Below are 23,917 nucleotides of genomic sequence, written 5' to 3'. Positions count from 1 at the left end.
ATGTCCGGCCGCCCGGCCGCCTGCTCCTCGGGGTACCCCCCGTCCCGGCCCCTCTCTGCCCCCCCGCGTCCCTCAAGGAGGCCTTCACGGACTCCATCGGCATCAGTGGCCCCACAAGCCACAACGGCTGCGCGTGAAGGGCCCCTTCACTCCCGCCCAAGTACATGAAGGACCCCTTCACGGCGCTAGGCGCAAGTAAGGGTCCTTCATGTACTTACCAGGGCGGATCTGCCGGAGTCCGGGCTACGGTCCGTGAGGGCCTCCTTACCTACCCTGAAGGTAGTGAAGGAGGCCCTCACGGACTTCAGCCTCACTTCAGCCAAGGCTCCAGGTCCGCGGCCGCCTCCGGCCATTCGGCGGCCAAAGCCGCAGCGGACCGGAACTCCACGCAGTCGTCCGTATAAGGCGGCACCACCACCGTGCCGGCCAGGCTCCACTCACCGGTGCTCACCGACGCCTGCCAGACCCCGGCGGGCACCACGACCTGCGGACGCTGACCAGCGGCAACGTCCGGCCCCAGCACCGGCCGCGAAACACGCCCATCGGGGAACAGCAGCAGCATCCGCACCGGTGCCCCGGCGTGGTGCGCGTAGATCTCCAGCCGGTCCAGCCGATGTGGCGCCGACGTTTCCGGCGGCGCGAGCAGGTAGTAGATCGCGGAAGCGGTTTCGTCGCGCCAGCTCTGCGCCCAGCGGCCGCCCTCCACGGGCAACGGCTGAAGACCCAGATGGGCGGTGAACTCGTCGGGACTCGGCATGTCCTCATCTTGCCCGGAGCCCGCTCCGGGTAGCCTCGGATCTCGAACTGATGTTCGCCGGAGCGGAGGAAAACGCGTGCGGGTACTCGGGGTCGACCCCGGTCTGACCAGGTGCGGGCTCGGAGTGGTCGACGGCGGCACGGGCCGCACCGTCCGCGCCGTGGCCGTCGACGTCGTGCGGACCCCGCCGGACGCCGATCTTTCCGTGCGGCTGCTGGGGATTTCCGACGCCGTCGAGCGCTGGCTCGACCGCTACAAACCCGAGGCCGTCGCCGTGGAACGGGTCTTCGCGCAGCACAACGTGCGCACCGCGATGGGTACCGCGCAGGCGGGCGGCGTCGTCGCGCTCGCCGCCGCCCGGCGCGGGCTGCCGGTCGTGTTCCACACCCCGAGTGAGGTCAAGGCCGCCGTCACCGGATCCGGCCGTGCGGACAAGGCGCAGGTCACCGGTATGGTCATGCGGCTGCTCGGGCTCGAGGTCAAACCGCATCCGGCGGACGCCGCGGACGCGCTCGCGCTCGCCATCTGCCATCTGTGGCGCGAGCCGATGCGCGTCCGGCTCGCCGAGGCCGAGGCCAGGGCGGCCGAGATCGCCAAGAACCACAAGGCCAGGCTCGCCGCCGCGGCCAAACAAGCGAAGACGCAGGGAGCGGCTCGATGATCTCCTCGGTACGCGGTGAAATCCTCTCCATCGGTCTCGACCACGTCGTGATCGAGGTCGGGGGAGTGGGCTTCGCCGTACAGGCCACCCCCGCCACCCTCGCGACGCTTCGGCGGGGCGAGCAGGCGATGCTGCACACCGCGCTCGTGGTCCGCGAAGATTCCTTGACGCTGTTCGGTTTCGCCGACGCGGACGCCCGCGAGCTGTTCGGCCTGCTGCAGACGGTCTCCGGGATCGGGCCGCGGCTCGCGCTGGCGACGCTCGCCGTCCTCGATCCCGACAAGCTGCGGTCCGCGCTGGTCGAAGGCAACATCACCGTGCTCACCCAGGTGCCCGGCATCGGCCGCAAGGGTGCCGAGCGGCTCACGCTCGAGCTGCGCGACAAGGTCACCGCGCTCGCGGGCCCGACCGACGGTTCCCCGGCGGTCGTCGCGCCCGGCGCGCTGCGTGGCGAGGTCGTCGAGGCGCTCGCGGGCCTCGGCTTCCCGGCCAAGCAGGCCGAACAGGCCGTCGACAAGGTGCTGGGCGAGGGCGAAGGGCACACGACGTCGTCCGTGCTGCGCGCCGCGTTGGCCACCCTCGGGCGTAAGCGGTAACCGGCCACATGGACTATGAGGCCGTGACGGAGTTCGAAACCGACGAGACGCTCTCGGCGTTGCCGCAGACCGGCGAACGCGAGGTCGAGACCACGCTGCGCCCGCGCAAACTCGACGAGTTCGTCGGCCAGCCGCGGGTGCGTGAACAGCTCGAACTCGTCCTGGAAAGCGCGCGGCGCCGGGGTGTCCCGCCGGACCACGTCCTGCTCTCCGGTCCACCGGGGCTGGGCAAGACGAGTATGGCGATGATCGTCGCCGCCGAGCTCAACGCCGCCATCCGCATCACCTCCGGACCGGCGCTGGAACGCGCGGGCGATCTGGCCGCGATGCTGTCCAACCTGGCGCCCGGCGACGTCCTGTTCATCGACGAGATCCACCGCATCGCCCGCCCCGCCGAGGAGATGTTGTACCTCGCGATGGAGGACTTCCGCGTCGACGTCGTCGTCGGCAAGGGGCCCGGCGCCACCAGCATCCCGCTGGAGATCGCGCCGTTCACGCTGGTCGGGGCCACGACGCGGTCCGGTTCGCTGACCGGTCCGCTGCGCGACCGGTTCGGCTTCACAGGTCAGATGGAGTTCTACAGCGACACCGAACTCGAACTCGTCGCCCGCCGCGCCGCCACGATCCTCGACATCGACATCGACCGGGACGGCTGCGCGGAGATCGCTCGCCGCTCCCGCGGCACGCCGCGAATCGCGAACCGGCTTTTGCGCCGGGTGCGCGACTATGCCGAGGTCCGGGCGGACGGCAAGGTCACGCGCAAGATCGCCCGTGCCGCGCTGGAGGTCTACGACGTCGACGAACTCGGCCTCGACCGGCTCGACCGCGCGGTGCTGACCGCGCTGGTCCGCTCCTTCGGCGGCGGGCCGGTCGGCGTGTCGACGCTGGCCGTCGCGGTGGGGGAAGAACCGACCACCGTCGAAGAGGTGTGTGAGCCTTACCTGGTCCGCGCCGGTATGCTCGCCCGCACTCCTCGTGGCCGGGTCGCCACAGCGGCCGCGTGGGAGCACCTCGGCCTGCCGGCCCCGGCCGGTGCCACGCGCGGCGATCAGGGCGGCCCGACCCTGTTCGACCAGGACTGAACGGACCGTTCACGCGGTTCGAGGCCCGTGGTGACGACGGGTGGTGGTGGAGTTTCCGCTGGCACCTGGCACACTCGGGGAGAGCACACCCCGCCAAACCGGACAAAACAGCGCACCGCGCGGCGTCCGCTCGAAATGGAGAATCATGAACCAGTTATTGCTGCCGCTGCTCCTGATGCTCGTTGTGGCGATTCCGCTCGTCATGGGCACCCGTAAGCAGAAGAAGGCGGCGGCGGCGCAGCAGGAGCTGCTCTCGAGCCTGGCTCCCGGTGACCGGGTGATGACCACCTCCGGTCTCTACGCGACTGTCGCCGACGCCTCCGCCGACACCACGATCGACCTCGAGGTCGCTCCCGGCGTCGTGACCACCTGGCTGCGCCAGGCCGTCCGCGAGAAGGTCGAGCCGGTCGTCGAGACGGACGAAGACACCACCGACGCCACCGACACCGACGAGGTCGTCGAGGCGCCGGTCGTCGAGTCGAAGGACGACGAGCGCGTCGAGGAGAAGTCGGGCGCGCAGATCGCTCCTCCGCTGGAGCACGGCAAGAAGTAGCGCTTGTAAGGCCATCCCCGACACCAGACTTTCGTAGGTGCGGGGCCAACGCCGGGCTCACGCAGCACCGAGTAGTGTCTCGGTGCTGCGTGCGTGTCCGTCGTCATAGTCGTGCTCGTTCGCGGTACCGCCGGACTCCCGTCCAGTGAGTGAACAGCCAAGTCCATTGGGGAAAAACCCAGTCCGTCCGAGGAGACCGAAGCACAGTGGCCGCACCGGCCGGGCATCTCCGCCCGGGACGCTATCTCGCCTTCTTCGCCCTGATCGTGGTGGCGCTGTACGCCCTGGTGTTCTTCACCGGTAGCGGCAAGCCGACGCCGAAGCTCGGCATCGATCTGCAAGGCGGCACGAGGGTCACCCTGTCCGCCCGAAACCCCGACGGCGGCGACCCTCCGCGAGAGTCCCTCGAACAGGCCCGCTCGATCATCGAGCGCCGGGTCAACGGTATCGGCGTCAGCGGCACCGAGGTCGTCCTCGACGGCAGCAACGTCGTCATCACCGTCCCCGGTGAGCAGGGCGACCAGGCCAAGACCCTGGGCAAGACCGCGAAGCTGGGCTTCCGGAAGGTCGTGACGTCGCAGCCGGTGACCCCGGTCCAGCAGCCGTCGGCCCCGCCCGCTTCCGGCGCGCCGTCTTCGGCGCCGCCGTCCTCGCCGGGCGTGAGCGCCCCGCCGAGCAGCCCGGCCAACGGCGGCGGTGGAGCCGCCGGCGCGCCGCAGCAGCAGCCCGGCGCGGACTCCGACGAGCAGACGCGGAAGGAGATCGAGGAGGCCCGGAACCTCCGGCAGAACCCCGATCTGCTTTCGACGGACCAGGCGAAGCAGGCCGCGGCCGCCGAGAAGGCCTTCGCGGCCCTCAACTGCGACCCCAAGGTGTCGGACCCGCTGGTCGGCAACGACCTCACCGACAAGCCGCTGGTCGCCTGCGGTGACAAGAACACCATGAAGTACCTGCTGGAGCCGGAGTTCCTGCCCGGAACCGAGATCTCCGACGCGACTTCGGGCTACGACACCCAGAACTCCCAGTGGGTCGTCAACCTGAACTTCAAGGGCGAGGGTTCCCGGATCTGGGGCGACTTCACCTCGAAGAACGTCCAGAAGCAGGCGGCGTTCGTCCTCGACACGCAGGTCGTCTCCGCGCCGACCATCCAGTCCGCGATCCTGGGCGGTCAGACCCAGATCACCGGCCGGTTCAGCCAGTCCGAGGCCAAGGACCTGGCGGACGTGCTGAAGTACGGCTCGCTGCCGCTGTCGTTCGAGTCCTCGGACGCGACGACGGTGTCCGCGACGCTGGGTCTCGCGTCGCTTCAGGCCGGCTTGATCGCCGGTGGCCTCGGCCTCCTGATCGTGTTCATCTACTGCTTGTTCTATTACCGGCTGCTCGGCGTGCTGACGATCTTGTCGCTCGCCCTGTCGTTCTCGCTGGTCTACGCGGTGTTGGTGCTGCTGGGGCGGTGGATCGGGTACACCCTCGACCTCGCCGGCGTGGCGGGCCTGATCATCGCGATCGGTATCACCGCGGACTCGTTCGTCATCTACTTCGAACGGTTGAAGGACGAGATCCGGGAAGGCAGGACGTTCCGCTCGGCGGTGCCGCGAGGCTGGTCTCGTGCCCAGCGCACGATCCTGGCGTCCGACGCGGTCAGTTTCCTCGCCGCGGCGATCCTGTACTGGCTGGCCGTCGGTGAGGTCAAGGGCTTCGCGTTCACGCTCGGCATGTCGACGGTCCTCGACCTCGTCGTGGTCTACCTCGTGACCCACCCGCTGGTCGCGATGGTGTCGCGGTCGAAGTCGAAGTTCCTGTCCAACCCCAAGAATCTCGGCCTCGGTGCCGTGCAGCAGGTGGGCTCGGAGCGCAAGGCGGCCCGTCCGGCCGCCGGCCGCCCGAACGTCAAGGAGGCGTGACCGTGGTCGACGACAACACCACCACCGCGGGCAAGCGCGAGAGCATCTTCCGCCGCCTCTACGTGGGCACGGGCGCGTTCGACGTGGTCGGCAAGCGCAAGCGCTGGTACATCTTCTTCGGCGCGCTGGTGCTGGTCTGCATCGCGTCGATGGGGATCAAGGGCTTCAACTTCGGGATCGACTTCGAAGGCGGCACCCAGATCCAGCTGCCCGCCAACGGCAAGAACGGGCAGATCACCGAACAGCAGGCCAAGGACGTCTTCGCCGAGGCGCTCGGCCGTCCGGCCGACGAGGCGCAGAAGGTCGGCAGCGGTGCCTCGTCGACCATCCAGCTCCGTTCGGACACCCTGGACGCCGGTGAGGTCGCCAAGATCAAGGAGGCGCTGTTCCGGGACCTCGGCCCGATCGGGAGCAGCGGCCAGCCGAGTGTCCAGGCCATCAGTGACAGCGCGGTCAGCGCGTCCTGGGGCGGGGAGATCTCACGGCAGGCGCTGATCGCGCTCGGGGTGTTCCTCCTGGCGGTCACGCTGTTCCTGGCGTTGTACTTCGACACCAGGATGGCCGCCGCGGCGCTGATCTCGCTCCTGCACGACATCGTGGTGACGGCGGGTGTGTACTCGCTGATCGGCTTCGAGGTCACACCGGCGACGGTGATCGGTCTGCTGACGATCCTCGGGTTCTCGCTGTACGACACGGTGGTGGTGTTCGACAAGGTCCGCGAGAACACGCGCGGCCTGCTCGGGCTCACCCGCCGCACCTTCGGCGAGGCGGCCAACCTGGCGCTGAACCAGACGCTGATGCGGTCGTTCAACACGGCGCTGATCGCGATGCTGCCGATTCTCGGCCTGCTCGTCGTCGGGTACATCCTGCTCGGCTCGGGCACGCTGCAGGACCTGGCGCTGGTGCAGCTCACCGGCACCCTGGTCGGCGTGCTGTCGTCGGTCGCGCTGGCCACCCCGCTGCTGGTGGATCTGAAGATGCGCGATCCGAAGTTCCGCCAGCAGGCCGACCGGGTCGCCGCGCGGCGCGCGAACCAGGCCCGCAAGGCCGCCGAGCGCGACGAGGACTTCGACCCGAACGACGAGGACGCGCTGGCCGCCGAGCTCCGCAAGGAGAAGGCGTACGCCGCGGCGGCGAGCGTGCCCGCCCGGAACCAGAAGGCCCACAAGGGCCGTCCGTCGGGCAAGCGCAAGAGGTAATCGAGTTCAACCCCCGGAAAGGTCCTTTCCTTGCGAACTCCGTGAGGGAAGGACCTTTCCTGGTGTTCAGGAGAGCAGGAAGCACATGGAGCTGGACAAGGCACTCGACCTCATCGCCGATGTGCCGGACTTCCCGGAGCCCGGCGTGCTGTTCCGGGACCTGAGTCCGCTGTTCGCCGACGCGGCGGGTTTCAAGGCCGTCACCGACGCGCTGGCCGCCACCGTCGATCCCGAGGCCGATCTGCTGGCCGGAGTGGAGGCGCGCGGATTCCTGCTGGCGGCCGCCGTCGGTTACGCCCGTGGCCTCGGTGTCGCGTTGATCCGCAAGCCGGGCAAGCTGCCCCGCGTCGCGGGCAGGGTCGGTTACACGCTGGAGTACGGCACCGCGACCGTCGAGCTGCCCGAAGGGGTCGTCGAGCCCGGCCAGCGTGTCGCGGTCCTCGACGACGTGCTCGCCACCGGTGGCACGGTCGCGGCCACCTGCAAACTGCTGGAAGACGCGAAGGCGCAGGTCACCGGGGTTTCGGTGGTCATGGAACTCGCCGCGCTCAGCGGTCGTTCCGTGCTTGAGGGGCGTCGTGTGGAGGCCCTCCGGGTGTGTTGACCGGGCGCACCAAGTGAGCCGCGAGGGGGAGCGGTTACCCTTGATGTCCGAAGGCCGCACGAAGCGCAGGAGGTGCGGGTGAGCCAAGAGCTCGATGCCGCGGTGTCCTCGAAGGACGGCACCGAGCAGAACGGTGCGGCGCGACAGGGGGCAGCGCCGACGCCGTCCGCGACGCGCCGCGTGCGCGCCCGCCTCGCCCGCCGGATCACCGCGCAGCGCGCCGCGCCGGTCAAGCAGGTTCTCGAGCCGCTCGCCGTCATCCACCGCGAGCTGCATCCCAACGCGGACCTCGCGCAGCTCCAGCGCGCGTACGACGTCGCCGAGGAGCTGCACCGCGAGCAGCGGCGCAAGTCCGGTGACCCGTACATCACGCATCCGCTGGCCGTCGCGACCATCCTCGCCGAACTCGGCATGGACACCACGACGCTGGTCGCGGCGCTGCTGCACGACACCGTCGAAGACACCGGCTACTCGCTGGAGAGCCTGAAGGCCGACTTCGGCGAGAAGGTCGGCGAGCTCGTCGACGGTGTCACCAAACTGGACAAGGTCAAGCTCGGCACGGCCGCCGAAGCCGAGACCATCCGCAAGATGGTCATCGCGATGGCGCGCGACCCGCGCGTGCTGGTCATCAAGCTGGCCGACCGGCTGCACAACATGCGCACGATGCGTTTCCTGCCGCCGGAGAAGCAGGCCCGCAAGGCGCGCGAGACCCTGGAGGTCCTCGCCCCGCTGGCGCACCGGCTCGGCATGGCGACGGTCAAATGGGAGCTGGAGGACCTGGCCTTCGCCATCCTGCAGCCGAAGAAGTACGACGAGATCGTCCGCCTCGTCGCCGATCGAGCGCCTTCGCGCGACACGTACCTGCGGTCGGTGATCACCGAGCTGACCAGCAACCTCGAAGGCTCGCGGATCACCGCCAAGGTCGAGGGCCGCCCGAAGCACTACTACTCGATCCACCAGAAGATGATCGTCCGCGGCCGCGACCTCGACGACATCCACGACCTGGTGGGCGTGCGGATCCTGGTCGAGGACGTCCGTGACTGCTACGCCGCGATGGGTGTCGTCCACGCGCTGTGGCAGCCGGTCCCCGGCCGGTTCAAGGACTACATCGCGCAGCCTCGGTTCGGTGTGTACCAGTCGTTGCACACCACGGTGATCGGGCCGGACGGCAAACCGCTCGAGGTCCAGATCCGGACCTACGAGATGCACCGCACCGCCGAGTACGGCATCGCCGCGCACTGGCGGTACAAGGAGACCAAGGGCACCCACAACGGGAACGCCATGGACGTCGACGAGATGGCGTGGATGCGCCAGCTCCTCGACTGGCAGCGGGAAGCGGCGGACCCGGGCGACTTCCTGGAGTCGCTGCGTTACGAGCTCGCCTCGCGCGAGATCTTCGTGTTCACGCCCAAGGGCGACGTGATCACGCTGCCGGTCGATTCGACGCCGGTCGACTTCGCCTACGCCGTGCACACCGAGGTCGGTCACCGGTGCATCGGTGCCCGCGTCAACGGCAGGCTCGTGGCGCTCGAGCGCAAGCTGGAGAACGGCGAGGTCATCGAGATCTTCACCTCGAAGGCCGAGACGGCGGGGCCGAGCCGCGACTGGCTGCAGTTCGCCGGTTCGCCCAAGGCACGCGCGAAGATCCGGCAGTGGTTCGCCAAGGAACGCCGCGACGAGGCGATCGAGGGCGGCAAGGAGGCCATCACCAAGGAGGTCCGCAAGGTCGGCCTCCCGATCCAGCGGCTGGTCTCCGCCGAATCGATGGGCGCGGTCGCCACCGAGCTGCGGCATCCCGACATCAGCTCGCTGTACGCGGCCGTCGGCGAGGGGCACACCAGCGCGAAGCATGTCGTGCAGCGGCTGGTCGCGCTCATCGGCGGCGTCGACGAGGCGGAGGAGGAGCTCGCCGAACGCGCGACCCCGTCCACCGTCACCCGCCGCCGCGGCTCGAACGACGTCGGCGTCGTGGTGAAGGGCGCCAGCGACATCTGGGCCAAGCTCGCCCGCTGCTGCACGCCGGTGCCGGGCGACGAGATCCTCGGTTTCGTCACGCGTGGTGGTGGGGTCAGCGTGCACCGGACCGACTGCACCAACGCCGACGACCTGCGGGCCCAGCCGGAGAGGCTGGTCGAGGTCGAATGGGCGCCGTCGGCGTCTTCGGTGTTCCTCGTCGCGATCCAGGTCGAGGCGCTGGACCGGCACCGTCTGCTCTCCGACGTCACGAAGGTGCTCGCGGACGAGAAGGTCAACATCCTGTCCGCGTCGGTCACGACGTCGCGAGACAGGGTCGCGGTCAGCCGGTTCTCCTTCGAGATGGGCGACCCGAAGCATCTCGGACACGTGCTGAAGGTGGTCCGGGGTGTCGAAGGCGTTTACGACGTGTATCGGGTCACTTCGGCTTCGTGACCACTGGTGGGTCCCGGCTAAGGTCCGAGGATGACTGACGGGTTCGAATTCACTCGCGACGGCGAGGTCGCGCGGCTGACGTTCACCAGGCCGGAGAAGATGAACGCGATCACCTACGGGATGTGGTCGGCGATCCCGGACGTGGTGGCGCGGGTGGAGGCGGACCCGGCGATCAAGGTCCTCGTGCTGACCGGCGCGGGCGCGCATTTCTCGGCCGGGGCGGATATCAGCGAGTTCCGGGAGCTGCGGTCCACCGCCGACGCGGCCCAGACCTACGACAAGGCCGTCGACGGGGCCGTGGCGGCGCTGACGGCGTCGCGGAAGCCGACGGTCGCGATGATCCAGGGGAACTGCATCGGCGGCGGATGCCAGATCTCGGTCGCCTGCGACTTCCGCTTCGCGGCGGAGGGTTCGCGCTTCGGGATCACGCCGGCCAAGCTCGGGATCGTCTACCACTTCGACTCGACCCGGCAGCTCGTCTCACTGGTCGGCGCCGCGAACGCGAAGTACTTCCTGCTCTCGGGCGAGCTCGTCGACGCGCGGCGGGCGCGGGAGATCGGGCTGCTCAACGACGTGTTCCCGCCGGACGAGCTGGAGGCCTCGACGGCGAAGTTCGTCGAAACGCTGGCCTCGCGTTCGCAGGCGTCGGTGCGCGGGATGAACCGGATCATCGAGAAGATCGTGGCGGGACAACAGGAATCCGACGCCGAAGTGGACGAGATCCGCTTGGGCGCCCTGCACGGCGAGGACTATGCGGAAGGGGTGGCCGCCTTCCTGGCGCGGCGGCCGCCGAAGTTCACTTATCGCTGAGGGTCCCGCGTTCGCCGGGCCGCTCGTGGTCGTGCCGGCTTTCGCGCAAGACCGGGAACTTGGTGAGGGGTAAGGCGAACGTGGCGTGCCGCAGGCCAAGGGCTCGCCTGTGAGACCTGAGGCACCCACAACTGTCCACAAAGGACGATAATTCGGCAATCGTGTCCGATTTGGGTGCTTTGCGTGAGGGTCGTGAGTGGCAATGATCGTTCTAACCGTTTTTGCCACTCACGACCCTCGCGAGAAGCGGGCATCGCGACATCAATCGGACGCGCGATCAGTGCGCATTGTCCTTTGTGGACACTGTGTGCCGGGGTGAGCCCGCAGGTCGGTCCGGAACCCCTGCCGTCCGGGGTGGGCATCTCATCGCGAAGCCGGCCTGTGCGACAGGGGTTCGATCACGCCACTTCCACCTCGGCTCTCTCCCCGAGAAACCCCGCGGCGCCGCATTTTCCGCCCCTCGGCAGGTCTCCTCGCCGAGGGCCGCGATGTTGCGCGAAAAAGTCTTTTATGGCCTGCGCCAGAGGTGCTTATGGTCGTTTCATGGAGTGGAGATTTCAGACTGCCGAAGAGCTCACGACCGCTTTGCGTGCCGGTGAGGTGACCTCGGCGGAACTGACCGAAGAGGCGATCGCGCTCATCGAGCGGGACGACAAGGCGATCAACGCGATCTGTGTGCCGGACTTCGACCGGGCGCGGGCCGCCGCGCGCGATGCCGACCAGGCGCGCGCCCGCGGCGAGGACCGGCCGCTGCTCGGGATCCCGGTCACGGTCAAAGAGTCCTTCAACATGACCGGCCTGCCCACGACCTGGGGGATGCCGCAGCATCAGGATTTCGTGCCCGCCGAGGACGCGGTGCAGGTGTCGCGGCTCAAGGCCGCCGGGGCGGTGGTGCTCGGCAAGACCAATGTGCCGTTGGGACTGCAGGACATCCAGTCCTTCAACGAGTTCTACGGCACCACGAACAACCCGTGGGATCACGAGCGCACCCCGGGCGGGTCGTCCGGCGGATCGGCGGCGGCACTGGCGTCCGGATTCGGCGCGCTGTCCATCGGCTCCGACCTCGCCGGCTCGTTGCGGACCCCCGCGCATTTCTGCGGTATCTACGCGCACAAGCCGACGGTCGGGCTCGCGGCGACCCGCGGCATGGTCCCGCCACCGGCGCCCGCCTTGCCGGTCGACCTCGACCTGGCCGTCGCCGGTCCGATGGCGCGCACCGCCCGCGACCTCACGCTCCTGCTCGACGTCATGGCCGGGCCGGACCCGCTGACGCACGGCATGGCGTACGAGGTGAAGCTGCCGCCCGCACGCCATGAGCGGCTCCGCGACTTCCGGGTCTTGGTGATCGAGGACCATCCGCTCATCCCGACCGGGGCCGCCGTGCGGGCTGGGGTGAACCGGGTGGCCGACGCGCTTGCCGAAGGTGGAGCCCGCGTCGAACGGTCCAGCCCGTTGTTGCCCGACCTGACGGAGTCCGCGACGCTCTACACGCAGTTGCTGTTCTCGGGCACAGTCGCGCGTTTCCCCATCGAAGCGTACGAGCAGCTGCAAGCCACCGTCGCCGGGCTGAGCGCGGACGATCGGAGTCTCGGCGCGGTTCGGCTGCGCGCCACGGTGTTCACCCACCGCGACTGGCTGCAGGCGTACGACCATCGCGAACGCCATCGCCACGGCTGGCGGCGGCTGTTCGCCGACTTCGACGCCGTGGTCTGCCCGATCACGCCGACCCCCGCGTTCCCGCACGACCACGACCCCGATCTGCTGGGACGGCTGATCGACATCGACGGCGTTGGGTATCCGTACTTCGACCAGCTCGTCTGGGCGGGTGTGGCCACCATGCCCGGCCTGCCCGCCACGGCTGTGCCGACGGGCCGGTCCGCCGAGGGCCTTCCGGTGGGCGTGCAGCTCATCGGTCCGGCGTTCGAGGACCGCACCCCGTTGCGGCTGGCCGAACTGCTCGAACAGGCGCTCGGCGGTTTCCAGGTCCCGCGCTAGATCTCGTCCCAGGGATTGCTGTCGTACGCTTCGGCGAGGATCCGGCTCGTTTCCGGAGCGTACGGCAGCACGACGTCGTCCACCGACGCCACCAGCCGGCCCGCCGACTCCGAATTCGTCAGGAACATGGCGTCGAACCCGGGCAGGTCGGCCGGGCGGACGTCGCGGACCTCCTGCGGGATCCCGTTCCGTTCCAGGCCGCGTCGTACGAGCTGCTGGGTGACGCCGTCGAGCACCGGGGCCTGCGGCCAGACCACCGTGCCGCCGTCGAGGAACCCGACGTTCCAGATCGACGCTTCGCTGACCCTGCCGTCGTAGTCGACGAACAAAGCGTCGTCGTATCCCGCCAGCTTCGCCTCGCGCGTGTGGTGGAGCAGCCCGAACGTGCCGACGTGCTTGACCTCCGGAAGCACCCGTTCGTAGCGCACCGACCGCAGGCGCAGCGGCGTCGTCTCGTGCTCCCGGGGTGGCCCGGTCCGGACGAGGACGTCCGGCGCCGCGGGCGCGCCGGGATCGGACCAGTCCATCGCGCGGGAGAAGATCAGCACCCGCACCGACAGCGCGTCCTCGCCCCGGACGGCCTGCCGTACGTACGCGCGCACCGCGTCGGTGTCGAGGTCGCTGCCGAACATGCGCCGCGTGCTCGTCACGAGGCGACGAAGGTGGACGTCCAGGCCGCGGACCTTGCCGTCGCGGACCTGCATGGCGGTGAAATGGCCGTAACCGAACGCGCCCGCCAGGTCTTCCGACCGGGCGGGCGCGCCGTTGAGCTCCAGCTTCACGTCAGGCGTTGACCGTGACGCCGGTGAACTTGACCTCGGTGTTGGGCGGGCCGGTGCCGTCGCCGTTGCCCGCCTGCGCGTTCGCGCCCGCCTTGGCGACCTTGTCGAGCACCTTCAGGCCCTCGTCGGAGATGCTGCCGAAGACCGAGTAGTCCGGGGACAGCTCGGCCTCGCCGTAGACCATGAAGAACTGGCTTCCGCCGGAGTTCGGCTGCTGCGTCTTCGCCATCGCGAGGATGCCGCGGCCGTACTTGATCTCCTTGAACGCCTCGTCCGGCATCGTGTAGCCCGGGCCGCCCATGCCGCTGGCCTCGGGGTCACCGCACTGCAGCATCTGCAGGCCGGTGGTGCCGAGCCGGTGGCATTTGGTGTCGTTGAAGTAGCCCTGCTGGGAAAGGCTGATGAAGCTCTGCACGGCGCACGGGGCGAGCGCCCGGTCCAGCGTCAGCGGGATGTCGCCCGCGGTGCTCTTCAGCACGACGTTCACCGTGCCGTTCGAGGAGACGTCCTTGCCTTCCGGCTTGTTGACCTTCTTCGAAGCCGGCTTGGTGGTGTCGTCCTTGTAGTCGCAGGCCACCGGGTTCGCCAGCGGCGTCGGCCGCTTCGGCATCGGAGCGCGCTCCGTGGGGATGGTGACCTCGGGGGTCGGAGGAGCCGAGCTCGGGGAAGCGTCGGAGGCGGCGTCGTCACCACTGTTACTGCTGACGATCCACCACACCGCGCCCGCCACGATGGCGACGACGCCGACGACCGCCACCGAGCCGACGATCCTGCGCCGCTTGGCCTTTTCGGCCCGTCGCACGATCTGTCGCTCGAGCTTGCGCTTCGCGGCTTCGCGGCGCTGCTGGTTGGTCGGCACCCGCCCTCCCGGTTTCCACTCGATGTCACACGTCTGAGGTAGCGGGAGTCTATTGGCACAGCCTGTGAGGCCCCCGTACAGGGGCCGCTAGGCTTACTTGATCGTGATCAGGGCCATCCTGTCACCTGTTCGGCGGAAGATCTGAGGAGGCGTTTCGTGCTGGTTGTCGGTTTTCCGGCAGGCCCCCTCGAAGCCAACTGCTACCTGCTCGCCCCGGAGGGCGGCGGTGAGTGCGTGATCGTCGACCCCGGCGAGGAAGCCGCCGGGCCGCTCGAGGCCGCGCTCGCCGAACACGGTCTGACGCCGGTCGCGATGCTCGCCACCCACGGCCACCCCGATCACGTCGCTTCGGCGGGCGAGGTCGGCGCGCGCCACGGGATACCTCTCTATCTGCACGAGGCGGACCGGCCACTTCTCGGCCAGGACGCCGGTCTACGGAAGGACGGGATGGTGCCACTCGTCGATGGCCCGCTGAGGCTGGCCGGGCTGGAGATCACGGTGTCCGGCACACCGGGTCACACCGCCGGCTCGGTGGTCCTCGGACTGACCTCCGCCGAGGGCGGCCGGATCGTGCTCACCGGGGACAGCCTGTTCGCCGGTTCGATCGGCCGGTCTTCCGGTGACGGCGGTGAGCTCGTGCGTTCCCTCGGCGCCAAGGTGATGACGCTGCCCGACGACACCGTCGTCCTGCCGGGCCACGGTCCGGCCACCACGATCGGCCAAGAGCGGGCGGCGAACCCGTTCCTGGCCGGGACGGGCGTGTGATGACCGAGCCCACCGGGACCCCGGAGACCCCCGAACGTCTCCCGCTGTTCCACGACGACCCCAAGCTCCGTCGCAAACGAGGCTGCTCCAGCGTCGCCGGTGTCGTGATCTTCGCGGCCGCGTTCGGCGGGATCGCCGGGCTGATCGGCGGTGAGATCGCCGGGCTCGTGGTCGCCGGGGTGATCGCGCTGCCACTGCTGTACGTCATGTTCTACAACCTGCGCCGCCGGGTGTGGCTCGAAGGCGACACGCTCATCGTGCGGACCTGGGGCGTGCGGCGGATCGACCTGACCGCGGCCGAGCGCATCGACCTGGTGATCAGCGACGTGCGCGGGACCCGGACGGTCAGCCTGCTGGTCAACGCGGGCAAGCGCAGCAAGGTCGCGAAGGTCGATCTGGCCGTGTACTCGGGCGCGGGCGGCCGGGAACTGGGCATCCTGCAGCTGCGCAAGCTGGCGAACGCCCTGCTGAACAACACCGACGCGAACGGTCTCGTGTTCTCGGAACTGCTGGTGGCGCAGCTGAAATCGGAGGCGCGCGGCGACGCGGCGGCGGAACGGCCGCTGTACCGGCTGGCCTCCGCGGCGCCTGCCGGGAAGTACATCCAGCGGTTCACGATGGAGGCGGTCAGCCGGTTCGTGGCGACCCTGGACTGACGCGCACGGGAGGCGTTCGGTCTCGTGAGTGTTGAGGACGGTTAGAACCGTCCTCAACACTCACGAGGCTTCGGTGCGGGTCTCCAGCTTCTCCAGCCGCGCCTTGATCTCCTCAAGTTGGTAGACGATCTCCGGCAGCTCGCCCGCGGCGAAGGTCGCCAGCCGCTCCGAGTGCTTGAGCGTCGCCCGCACGTCGTCGAGCGCGACGGCGATCTTGGGGACCGCCTCGACGGCTTCGAGCGTCGAGACGAGCACGCGCCGCGCGACGGCGGTCAACTGTCCGGGGATGGCGAACGCAGCGCCGAAAACGTCGAACATGGCCCCTCCGATCACGCGGCGAACCTCGGGTGCGGCCTCTTCGTACCCGACTCCGGCCCGTGATCGCGCGGTGGGCTCGCGCTTTGGGGCGCTTGTGGCTACAGGGACTCTTGGGGCTCCCGCGAGGCGATCAGCGCGGCAAGCACGGTGGTGACCGGCACCGCCGCGACGATGCCGACGCTTCCGGCCAGCGTCCGCACGATCTCCTGGGCGATGTTCTCCGCGCCCAGGATCGAGCCGAGCCCGACGCCCGAGAGCGAGGTGTACAGCAGCACCGGCAGCGCCGCGCCCGCGTACGCCATCACGAGCGTGTTGACCGCCGAGCCGACGTGATCGCGCCCGATCCGCAGGCCCGCGCCGTACAGCTCACGCCAGCCGAGTGCCGGGTTCGCCCGCCGGAGCTCCCACACCGCGCTCGTCTGTGTCACCGTGACGTCGTCGAGCACACCGAGCGCGCCGATCACGACACCCGCCAGCAGCAGGCCCCGCGCGTCGACCCCGTGCCCGAGCGAGCCGATCAGCTGGGAGGTGCTGTCGTCGAGCCCGGTGAGGGACGCCGCGGCCGAGAAGATCGCCGACAGGACGCCGATCAGGACCAGGCTCACGAGGGTGCCCAGCACCGCCACCGAGGTTCTCGCGGACAGCCCGTGCGTCAGGTACAGCGCGACGAACATGATCGCGCCCGCGCCCGCGATCGCCACCAGCAGCGGACTTTCGCCGGCGAGGATCGAAGGCAGCACGAAGAGCGCCAGCACCAGGAAGCTCAGCCCGAGCGCGATCAGCGCGGCGAGCCCCTGCCACCGGCCGAGGACGATCACCGCGAGCGCGAACAGCCCGGCGAGCAGCAGCAGCGGCGTCCCCCGCTGGAAGTCGACGATCTGGAACGACGCGGGGTTCGCGACGTCGCCGCCGTTGTACGACAGCACCACCTTGTCGCCCGCGGCGAACCGCGGAGTGCTCGGTTCGATGGGGAGCGTGAGCTTCAACGGCTTCCCGGACGCGGGACCGTCGGTCATCGTGAGCTCGCTGGTGAGACACGGTTTCGCGTCCGGCGGCGGCTCGCCGACCTGCACCTGTCCTTCGGCGAGGCACGGTCCGGTGATCGTCCCGGTGACCGTCGCGTTCACCGGGGTCCCTTGGGGGAAGACGCTTTTCGCCGGATCCTTGCCCCACGGATACAGGAAGACCATCCCGGCGACGGTCGCGACGGCGAGCGGGATCAGCAGCCACATCAGCAGCAGCCGGACCCGGCGCGACGCGGGCGCCGCCGGCCCGTGACCGTGCGAATGCCCATGGCCGACCGGCTCGGGCTTCGGCTCGGCGGCGCGACGTCTGCCCGGTTCGGCCGTTCTCGGCCGCTGGGCCGGAGGGCGGGGGCGCCGCGTGCCCTCGGGCGGCGGCGTCCGGCGCGGCGAACGGGACGTTCCGGGCGAACGATCGGACGGGGTGTCCGTTACCCGGCGAATCGGGCCGGTGTCGTCGTCGGAGATGTCGCGGCGGTTCACCCGCACATCCTCCACAGTGCGCGCCGGGCGCCGCACACGGCCTAGCCGAACGCCTGCCGAAGGTGGACACGGCGATAGGCCGAAGGCGGGGTGTCGAAGTGGTCGAGGAAGGCTTGGCGAAGCGTCTCGGTCGAGCCGAAACCGCATCGCCTCGCGATCGAGGACAGCGGGAGTTCGGTGCCGCACAACAGTTTCGCCGCGTTCTCGGTCCTCGCGGCCCGCACGTACCTGCTGGGCGTGGTGCTCAGATGCGCGTCGAACAACCTGGTCAGCTGCCGGGTGCTGATCCCGGCCCGCTCGGCGAGGACGGCGGTGCCGAGATCACCGGCGAGGTGTTCGGCGACGTACGCGGTGATGTCGCGGACCAGCCGGTTCTCCGGCGGCGGGCCGGACAGGAACATGCTCACCTGCGCCTGGTTGCCCGGCCGCTGCAGGTAGGTCACGAGCATGCGGGCGACCTCCCTGGCGACGCTCGGACCGTGGTCCTCCTCGACGAACGCGAGGGTGAGGTCGATCCCGCTGGTGACCCCCGCCGCCGTGTAGACGTTGCCGTCGCGCACGTACAGCGGCACGGGGTCGACGTTCACCTGCGGGTAGTTCGTCGCGAGCCGGTTCGCGAACCGCCAGTGGGTGGTGGCGCGGCGGCCGTTGAGCAGCCCGCACGCGGCGAGCACGGTGGCGCCGGTGCACACCGAGGCGACCCGGCGGCTCTGCTGCGCGAGCCTCCGGACGTGGGTGACGAACCGCGCGTCCGCGGCGGCCGCCTCGTGTCCGGTGCCGCCCGCGACGATCAGCGTGTCGAGTTCGCCGGTGATCTGGTCGAGCCGGTGCTGTGCCTGCAGGGTCAGCCCGGACTCGCAGCGGATGCCGCGGCCGTCGACGCTGGCGAGCATGATCTCGTACCCCGGCTTGCCGCCGAGTTTGGTCGCGGCGTCCAGGACGTCCGACGGACCGGCGATGTCGAGCAGCTCGGCGTTGCTGTAGCCGACGATCAACACTCGTCTGGGTGAACCCGGCATGATCGAACGCTACCAGTAGTGCCCGGCCGTCGGACGTTGTTCGCAGGAATCCGGACATCCGGGCCACCGTCGGCCCGCCCCTGCGACACCGTTGTCCCCATGACAGACGACAAGAAGACGATCGCGTTCGTGGTGTACCCGGGGATGACCCCGCTCGACATGGTCGGGCCGCTGACCGTGCTGGACGGGATGGCGAGCACGACGCAGGAGTACCGGACGGTCGTGGTCGGCGAGACGAAGGACCCGGTCACCACCGACAACCCCTTGAAGCTCGTGGCGACCCACACCTACGACGAGGTCCCGTCGCCGTACGCGCTGCTCGTGCCCGGCGGCGCCGCGCCGACGCTGAAGGCCCTCGCCGACGAGAAACTGGTCGGATACCTGCGCGGCGCCGCGGCGAACGCGGAACTCGTGACCTCGGTGTGCACGGGATCGCTGCTGCTGGGGCAGGCCGGGCTGTTGAAGGGCCGGAAGGCCGCGACGCACTGGATGTTCCGCGAACTGCTGGGCGCGTTCGGCGCGGAACCGGTCGCGGAACGCTGGGTCGAGGACGGGAACGTGATCACCGCCGCCGGGGTGTCGGCGGGGATCGACCTCGCGCTGCACCTGGTCGAGCGGCTCGCCGGCGCCGAGATCGCCCGGACGATCCAGTTCGTCATCGAGTACGACCCGGAGCCGCCGCAGGGTCCGCTCGACTGGTCGAAGCGCCCGTACGGGGACCTCAAGCCCTTGTTGGAGCACACGCTGAAAGACGCGCTCGCGGACGAGCCCGCGCTGCGGGACAGGCTCCTCGCGCACACCGGGAAGTGAGGGGGCGGCCATCCGGGTGAGAAATCGCCGATCAGGGGAGAGCGCCGGGTTACATTCGGGTCATCCGTCCAGGTGATAGGTGGTTCGTGGAGTTCAAGGTGCTCGGCCCGCTCGCGGCCTCGGTCCCGCTGCCGTCGGCGGCTCAGCCCCGTCGGGTGCTCGCGGTGCTCCTGACCCGGCCGAACGAGTTCGTCCACCGGGACACGCTCGTGGACGAACTCTGGCCGCAGGGGCCGCCGTCGAGTGCCGCGGCGGTCGTGCAGATGGCGGTTTCCAAGCTGCGCAAGGCGTTGTCACCCGGCGTCCCGGTGGACGACGAGCGGCAGCGGCTGCGGTCCGGCCGGAGCGGCTACCGGCTGACGGTGTCGGCAGGGGAGCTGGACGTCACCGGTTTCTCGGAGCTGACGGCCGCGGCCGCGAGGGCGACTGGCGACGAACGCAAGACGTTGCTCGAACGGGCGCTGGGGTTGTGGCGTGGCCGGGCCTTCGCCGACGTGCCGGTCGGCCCGCTGGTGGAGGCACACCGGTTGTGGCTGGAGGACCGGCGTTGTTCGGTGCTGGGAAAGCTCGTGGAGGTGGAACTGGCCGTCGGTGACCACAAGGCGGTCGCGGACCGGTTGGGCCCGGAGCTGGCCGCCCGGCCGGGCGACGAACGTTTCGCCGGGTGGCTGGCCGAGGCGTTGCACGGTCTCGGACGGCGGGACGCGGCTCTCGCCGTCCTCGACCGCTGCCGCCAGGCGCTGTGGGAACAGTCCGGGGTCTCGCCGGGGGACGATCTGCTCGCGGTCCACCGCCGGATCTCCGGAACCGGCTGGTCGGCGGGCGGCGCGCCGTGCCGTCTGCCCGCCGCGACGCCGGATTTCACCGGCAGGGCGGCGGAACTGGCGGAAGTGGGGCGCGCGGTGCGGTCTCCCGCGCCGATCGTGCTGCACGGGGCGGCGGGAGCGGGGAAGAGCGCGCTGGCCGTCCAAGCCGCTTGGCGCGTGCGCAAGCGGTTCCCGGACGGCCAGCTCGTCGCCGATCTGCGTGAACCCGGTGACGTCCTCGCCGGGTTCCTTCGCGCGCTCGGGCTTGCGGAAGCGGAACTTCCCACCGACCGGGCCGGGCTGATCTCGTTGTGGCAGAGCCACTCCGCCGACCGGCGGCTGCTGGTGATCCTCGAGAACGGCCGGTCCGAAGCCGAAGTGCGGCCGTTGCTGCCGAGTGGCCCCGGCTGCGCGACGATCGTCACGACACGGCGGCGGCTGGCCGGTCTCGCCGGCGCCAGGCCGGTCGAGGTCGGGGCGCTGCCCCACGAGGACGCGCGGACCCTGCTCGGTGAGATCGCCGGAGAAGCCCGGCTGTCCGCCGAACCCGATGCCGTCCGCCGGGTGCTGGCCTGCTGCGACGGTCTTCCGCTGGCGGTGCGGGCGGCGGGGACGAAGCTGCTGCAGCGGCCTCGGCTGAGCGTCGCCGAGTTCGCGACACGCCTGGAGAACGAACGGCTGCGCCTCGACGAACTCGCCGCCGGCGACCTGGCCGTCCGCCCGGTGCTCACCGGATATCTCGCCGAGCTGCCGGCGCGACAGCGGAATTCCCTGCGGTCGCTGGGTTTTCCCGGTGCCACCGAGATCGCCGACTGGTTCGCGACGGCCATGCTGGGCGGTCCGCCCCGCGAGGCGGCGGAACTGCTCGACGAACTCGTGGACGAGCACGTGCTTCACGCCGAACCGGATCAGGCGGGTTTCCTCCGGTACCGGCTGCCGGGGCTGATCCGGCTCGCGCTCCGGGAACCGCCGGAACCCGCGGCTCTCAGACGCGCGCTGACGGTGATGGCGGCCTTGGCCGAACACGCTTCCGCCGCGCTCGGCGCCGGGTACCCGCCCTCTCGGCGCGCGGACGTCCCGGCGGCCGTTTCGGACCGCGTCGCGGCCGACCCGATCGGCTGGCGGGTCGCGGAAACCGCGAACCTCGCGCTCGCCGTCCGCACCGCGAAGAACCATGGCTGGACCGGGCTGGCCATGCGGCTGGCCGACGCCTACAGCGACCTCGTCGGCCCACGGAAAGGCGGTTCTCCCGCCTGGCTCGGATTCGGTATCGTGCGTGATCGCCTCGATCTCCCCGCGGAGGCGGAGAAACTGCTGAAGCTCGGGCATGCCCACGCCGACGCGGGGGATCTGGCCCGGGCGAGGACCTGTTTCTCGTTGGCGGAGACCAAGTTCCGCGCCGTCGGTGATCAGCCGGGCACCGGGGCCGCGCTCGTCTCGCTCGCCGACGTCGACGCGGACTCCGGCCGGACCGGCGCGGCGGTCCACGCGCTGCGGGAGGCATTGGACCTGTTGCGGGACTGCGGTGACCTCGCCGGGCAGGCGATGGCGTCGGCCCAGTTCGGCTCACTGTGGGACGATCTCGGCGACTTCCGCCGGGCGAAGGAATGCTTCGACGCGAGCCTGTTCCTTTCGCTCCATTGCGAGGACGGGCACCAGCACGACCGGTCCGCCAAGCGGTACGCCGACGTCCTGCGCCGGAACGGCCGCGTGGACGAGGCCGGTGAACTGCTGACGAGCGCCCTGATCGGCACGCGCAGCTCGCGTGAACGTCACTGGGAGGCGCACGTCCTCCGGAGCCTCGGTGACCTTCACGCGAAAACCGGCGACGCGGGGGAGAGCGAACGGTGTCTGTCGCGGTCACTGGAACTGTTCGAGGACGTCGGGCATCGCCACGCCGCCGCGTACACGCATCGAAGTTTCGGCGAGTCCTTGCGTCTGGCGGGTGAACACGGCCGCGCGGCCGAGCACCTGAGCCTGGCGATGAGCACCTTCCGTGAGCTCGGGGACCGCCGGGGCGGCGGATACGCCTTGCTCAGCTTCGGACGTCTTCGGGCGGACGAAGGCATCGCGACTGAAGCAGCCGAAGGGCTCCGGACGGCGGCGGGGCTGTTCCGGGAACTGGGATTCCCGGTGTGGGAACTGCGTGCGCTCCAGGATCTTTCCGCCGTCGACACCGGCGGACGCCAGCGGGATCGGGCCCGTGAAGCCTTGACGAAGATCCGCTTCGGGGTGACTCCGGCATAGCCCGGCGGGGGAGCGGCGGCCGCGGCGTTTGGCGAAGTTATGGCGACGGTGTGTTGACTGGCGCTCAGGTGAACGGACTTCGCGCCGCCCCGAATTCGCGGAACTGGGGGTGGCGGCGCGTGCTCGTGGCCGGGTGACGCCTTCAGAGGGCAGGAGGCGTCACCCGGTTCGCAAGCTATCCGCGTACGTGCAGGATCGCGTCCGCGTCGTTCAGCAGCCCTTGGTCGAGCGGGAAGTAGCCCTGCCTCGGGGTGGGATCGGTCCGGACGGTCGCGGGCGGGACGTCGGAGGCGGGGAGCAGGCCCCAAGCCGTGGTGACGTGCTTCTGCAAGAACCCTTCGTACGTGTCGGGCTCCGGCTCATCGAGCCCTATGGCCTCGCTACCGCCGAGGCTGGTCGCGACGAAGGTGTAGCGATCGCCGAGCAGCGGCGCCACCAGCGCACCGGCGGGGAACCACGTCGTATCGGTTCCGGCGACGTGCATGGTGCTGGCTTGGCGCCGGAGGTGGAGGTTGTGGGCGAAGACCAGCGTCCGGCCGCGACCCGCTTCGGCGGCGCGGATCTCCAGCAGGTTCCGCGCCATGAAGGCGTCCCTGGTCGCGACGAGGGGCGCGTAGCGCTCGTGCGGCTCTAGAGGCTCGGCGCATTGCCGGTGGTAGCGCAGGAGATCGATCCCCGCCATGAGGTGGAGCTCCGCCCGCGACCACGCGTCCGTCCGGGGCTGCCGAGAGCGAAGGGCGGTGAGCAGTTCGGCGGCGATCGCACGCAGGCGGTAGGCGTCGGCCGTGGCGCCGGGCGAGGAAGCCGCGTCCATGACGGCTTCCGTGCGGCTCCACCGTTCGTCGTCGCCGGCCGGGCCGGCGATGTCGATGTCCAGCCCCAGGAAGTCGCGGGCGTATTCGAGGTAGCGCCGTGGACTGGGCGCGGACGTGTTCTCGGTCTGGGTGTCGAAGCCGTGGAACGTAAGGCGCTCCTCGGGCGGCCGGGTTTCGTTGCACTCGCGCATCCACGCGATCAGCCGCCTGTTCGCTTCCACGGCACCGAAGACGTGCGAGAAGCCTTCGTTCATCGCGAGGTCGAGGGATCCGGTGCCGTCTTGGACGAAGTCGTTCGCGACGAGCGCGGCCACACGATCCGTCTCGAGGGCGATCGAGCGGAAGCCGCGGTCGACCAGCTGGGCGAACAGCTCGTTGCGGACCTCCGCGAAGACCGGGGTCGCGTGCGTCGGCTCGCCCAGCGCCAGCAGGTCGCAGGAAGGGGTCACGAAGTCTCGGATGTCTTGACTCATGAGGTTCAAGCATATCGTTGATGTGCCAGTTGAAACTTTGGTCGCATCGCCCTGGGTCAACGTTCCAAAAGCCTCAAACCGCACGTCAGGTGATGACCTCGGCTCGCCGAGGGGTCCTGCAACGCGCGGCCGCCGTGACTGCGAGTCCCCCTGCCGACATGTCCGTGAGGGCCTCCTTCACTACCTTCAGGGTAGGCAAGGAGGCCCTCACGGACCGGCGCCGAGTCTGCGGTACCGCAAGAAATCCACTTACGAATAGCTGGATTCCATTTCTTTCTTCCGCTATAAAGCT

The 23,917-nt window shown here is 69.8% G+C and carries 21 protein-coding genes; 14 read left to right on the top strand and 7 right to left on the bottom strand.

What is annotated here, in order from left to right; all coding sequences use genetic code 11:
• Nucleotides 1-310: 310 nt before the first annotated feature.
• Nucleotides 311-757, bottom strand: a complete 447-nt coding sequence (locus ACFWIW_RS15860; RefSeq protein ID WP_378369107.1) for a cupin domain-containing protein — start codon at nucleotides 755-757, stop codon at nucleotides 311-313.
• 76 nt (nucleotides 758-833) lie between these two features.
• Between ACFWIW_RS15860 and ruvC the strand changes: the two genes are divergently transcribed.
• The 10 genes from ruvC (at nucleotide 834) to ACFWIW_RS15810 (ending at nucleotide 12,570) form a co-directional block, all read left to right on the top strand.
• Nucleotides 834-1,418 (top strand): crossover junction endodeoxyribonuclease RuvC, encoded by a 585-nt coding sequence (gene ruvC / locus ACFWIW_RS15855; RefSeq protein WP_126734613.1) that lies wholly within the window; start codon nucleotides 834-836, stop codon nucleotides 1,416-1,418.
• Nucleotides 1,415-2,014 carry a Holliday junction branch migration protein RuvA gene (gene ruvA / locus ACFWIW_RS15850; RefSeq protein WP_378369106.1) on the top strand — a complete coding sequence of 200 codons (600 nt, stop codon included), beginning with the start codon at nucleotides 1,415-1,417 and terminating at the stop codon, nucleotides 2,012-2,014. Before ruvC ends, ruvA begins: the two co-directional genes overlap by 4 nt.
• 8 nt (nucleotides 2,015-2,022) lie before the next feature.
• Nucleotides 2,023-3,096: a Holliday junction branch migration DNA helicase RuvB gene (ruvB, locus tag ACFWIW_RS15845; protein ID WP_378369105.1), complete on the top strand. Its 1,074-nt coding sequence runs from the start codon at nucleotides 2,023-2,025 to the stop codon at nucleotides 3,094-3,096.
• 145 nt (nucleotides 3,097-3,241) lie between these two features.
• Nucleotides 3,242-3,649, top strand: coding sequence for a preprotein translocase subunit YajC (gene yajC, locus ACFWIW_RS15840; RefSeq protein WP_063275515.1), 408 nt, complete (start codon nucleotides 3,242-3,244; stop codon nucleotides 3,647-3,649).
• A gap of 206 nt (nucleotides 3,650-3,855) precedes the next feature.
• The gene (gene secD, locus ACFWIW_RS15835) at nucleotides 3,856-5,553 is read left to right on the top strand and encodes a protein translocase subunit SecD (protein WP_378369104.1); all 1,698 of its coding nucleotides are present in this window, start codon (nucleotides 3,856-3,858) and stop codon (nucleotides 5,551-5,553) included.
• Nucleotides 5,550-6,752: a protein translocase subunit SecF gene (secF, locus tag ACFWIW_RS15830; RefSeq protein ID WP_378369103.1), complete on the top strand. Its 1,203-nt coding sequence runs from the start codon at nucleotides 5,550-5,552 to the stop codon at nucleotides 6,750-6,752. Before secD ends, secF begins: the two co-directional genes overlap by 4 nt.
• A gap of 85 nt (nucleotides 6,753-6,837) precedes the next feature.
• Complete coding sequence (locus ACFWIW_RS15825; protein ID WP_378369102.1) at nucleotides 6,838-7,356, top strand: adenine phosphoribosyltransferase; 519 nt, start codon at nucleotides 6,838-6,840, stop codon at nucleotides 7,354-7,356.
• A 78-nt stretch (nucleotides 7,357-7,434) separates the two neighbouring features.
• Nucleotides 7,435-9,765 carry a bifunctional (p)ppGpp synthetase/guanosine-3',5'-bis(diphosphate) 3'-pyrophosphohydrolase gene (locus tag ACFWIW_RS15820; protein WP_126734608.1) on the top strand — a complete coding sequence of 777 codons (2,331 nt, stop codon included), beginning with the start codon at nucleotides 7,435-7,437 and terminating at the stop codon, nucleotides 9,763-9,765.
• 30 nt (nucleotides 9,766-9,795) lie between these two features.
• Complete coding sequence (locus tag ACFWIW_RS15815; protein ID WP_378369101.1) at nucleotides 9,796-10,575, top strand: enoyl-CoA hydratase/isomerase family protein; 780 nt, start codon at nucleotides 9,796-9,798, stop codon at nucleotides 10,573-10,575.
• Between the two features lie 543 nt (nucleotides 10,576-11,118).
• Nucleotides 11,119-12,570: an amidase gene (locus ACFWIW_RS15810; RefSeq protein WP_378369100.1), complete on the top strand. Its 1,452-nt coding sequence runs from the start codon at nucleotides 11,119-11,121 to the stop codon at nucleotides 12,568-12,570.
• Here ACFWIW_RS15810 and ACFWIW_RS15805 read toward each other — a convergent pair.
• Both ACFWIW_RS15805 and ACFWIW_RS15800 read right to left on the bottom strand, forming a co-directional pair.
• On the bottom strand, nucleotides 12,567-13,352 hold the full coding sequence (locus ACFWIW_RS15805; RefSeq protein WP_378369099.1) for an aminotransferase class IV family protein: 786 nt from the start codon (nucleotides 13,350-13,352) through the stop codon (nucleotides 12,567-12,569). The genes ACFWIW_RS15810 and ACFWIW_RS15805 overlap by 4 nt on opposite strands.
• A gap of 1 nt (nucleotide 13,353) precedes the next feature.
• Complete coding sequence (locus ACFWIW_RS15800) at nucleotides 13,354-14,211, bottom strand: peptidylprolyl isomerase (protein ID WP_378369098.1); 858 nt, start codon at nucleotides 14,209-14,211, stop codon at nucleotides 13,354-13,356.
• Nucleotides 14,212-14,367: 156 nt separating this feature from the next.
• On the opposite strand from ACFWIW_RS15800, the gene ACFWIW_RS15795 reads away from it, so the two are divergent.
• Together ACFWIW_RS15795 and ACFWIW_RS15790 are read left to right on the top strand one after the other, a co-directional pair.
• Nucleotides 14,368-14,976, top strand: a complete 609-nt coding sequence (locus tag ACFWIW_RS15795) for an MBL fold metallo-hydrolase (RefSeq protein ID WP_378369097.1) — start codon at nucleotides 14,368-14,370, stop codon at nucleotides 14,974-14,976.
• A complete protein-coding gene (locus tag ACFWIW_RS15790; RefSeq protein ID WP_378369096.1) occupies nucleotides 14,976-15,632 on the top strand; it encodes a hypothetical protein in 657 nt (218 codons plus the stop codon). Before ACFWIW_RS15795 ends, ACFWIW_RS15790 begins: the two co-directional genes overlap by 1 nt.
• A gap of 60 nt (nucleotides 15,633-15,692) precedes the next feature.
• Here ACFWIW_RS15790 and ACFWIW_RS15785 read toward each other — a convergent pair whose 3' ends face one another.
• The 3 genes from ACFWIW_RS15785 to ACFWIW_RS15775 form a co-directional block, all read right to left on the bottom strand.
• Nucleotides 15,693-15,965 carry a hypothetical protein gene (locus ACFWIW_RS15785; protein ID WP_378369095.1) on the bottom strand — a complete coding sequence of 91 codons (273 nt, stop codon included), beginning with the start codon at nucleotides 15,963-15,965 and terminating at the stop codon, nucleotides 15,693-15,695.
• 83 nt (nucleotides 15,966-16,048) lie between these two features.
• A complete protein-coding gene (locus ACFWIW_RS15780; RefSeq protein WP_378369094.1) occupies nucleotides 16,049-17,455 on the bottom strand; it encodes a YibE/F family protein in 1,407 nt (468 codons plus the stop codon).
• A gap of 41 nt (nucleotides 17,456-17,496) precedes the next feature.
• A complete protein-coding gene (locus ACFWIW_RS15775) occupies nucleotides 17,497-18,474 on the bottom strand; it encodes a GlxA family transcriptional regulator (protein WP_043848155.1) in 978 nt (325 codons plus the stop codon).
• 99 nt (nucleotides 18,475-18,573) lie between these two features.
• Between ACFWIW_RS15775 and ACFWIW_RS15770 the strand changes: the two genes are divergently transcribed.
• Together ACFWIW_RS15770 and ACFWIW_RS15765 are read left to right on the top strand one after the other, a co-directional pair.
• Nucleotides 18,574-19,284 (top strand): DJ-1/PfpI family protein, encoded by a 711-nt coding sequence (locus tag ACFWIW_RS15770; RefSeq protein WP_378369093.1) that lies wholly within the window; start codon nucleotides 18,574-18,576, stop codon nucleotides 19,282-19,284.
• Nucleotides 19,285-19,370: 86 nt separating this feature from the next.
• Entirely contained in the window at nucleotides 19,371-22,337 is a 2,967-nt protein-coding gene (locus ACFWIW_RS15765; RefSeq protein WP_378369092.1) for a BTAD domain-containing putative transcriptional regulator, read from the top strand.
• Between the two features lie 175 nt (nucleotides 22,338-22,512).
• Here the strand turns inward: ACFWIW_RS15765 and ACFWIW_RS15760 are convergent, their stop codons facing one another.
• Nucleotides 22,513-23,625, bottom strand: coding sequence for an erythromycin esterase family protein (locus ACFWIW_RS15760; RefSeq protein WP_378369091.1), 1,113 nt, complete (start codon nucleotides 23,623-23,625; stop codon nucleotides 22,513-22,515).
• Nucleotides 23,626-23,917 lie beyond the last annotated feature (292 nt).

It is taken from the genome of Amycolatopsis sp. NPDC058340 (assembly GCF_042723975.1).
Lineage (GTDB): Bacteria > Actinomycetota > Actinomycetes > Mycobacteriales > Pseudonocardiaceae > Amycolatopsis.
The sequence above is the reverse complement of the archived record's forward strand: the minus strand, read 5'-3'. Positions and strand labels throughout refer to the sequence as shown.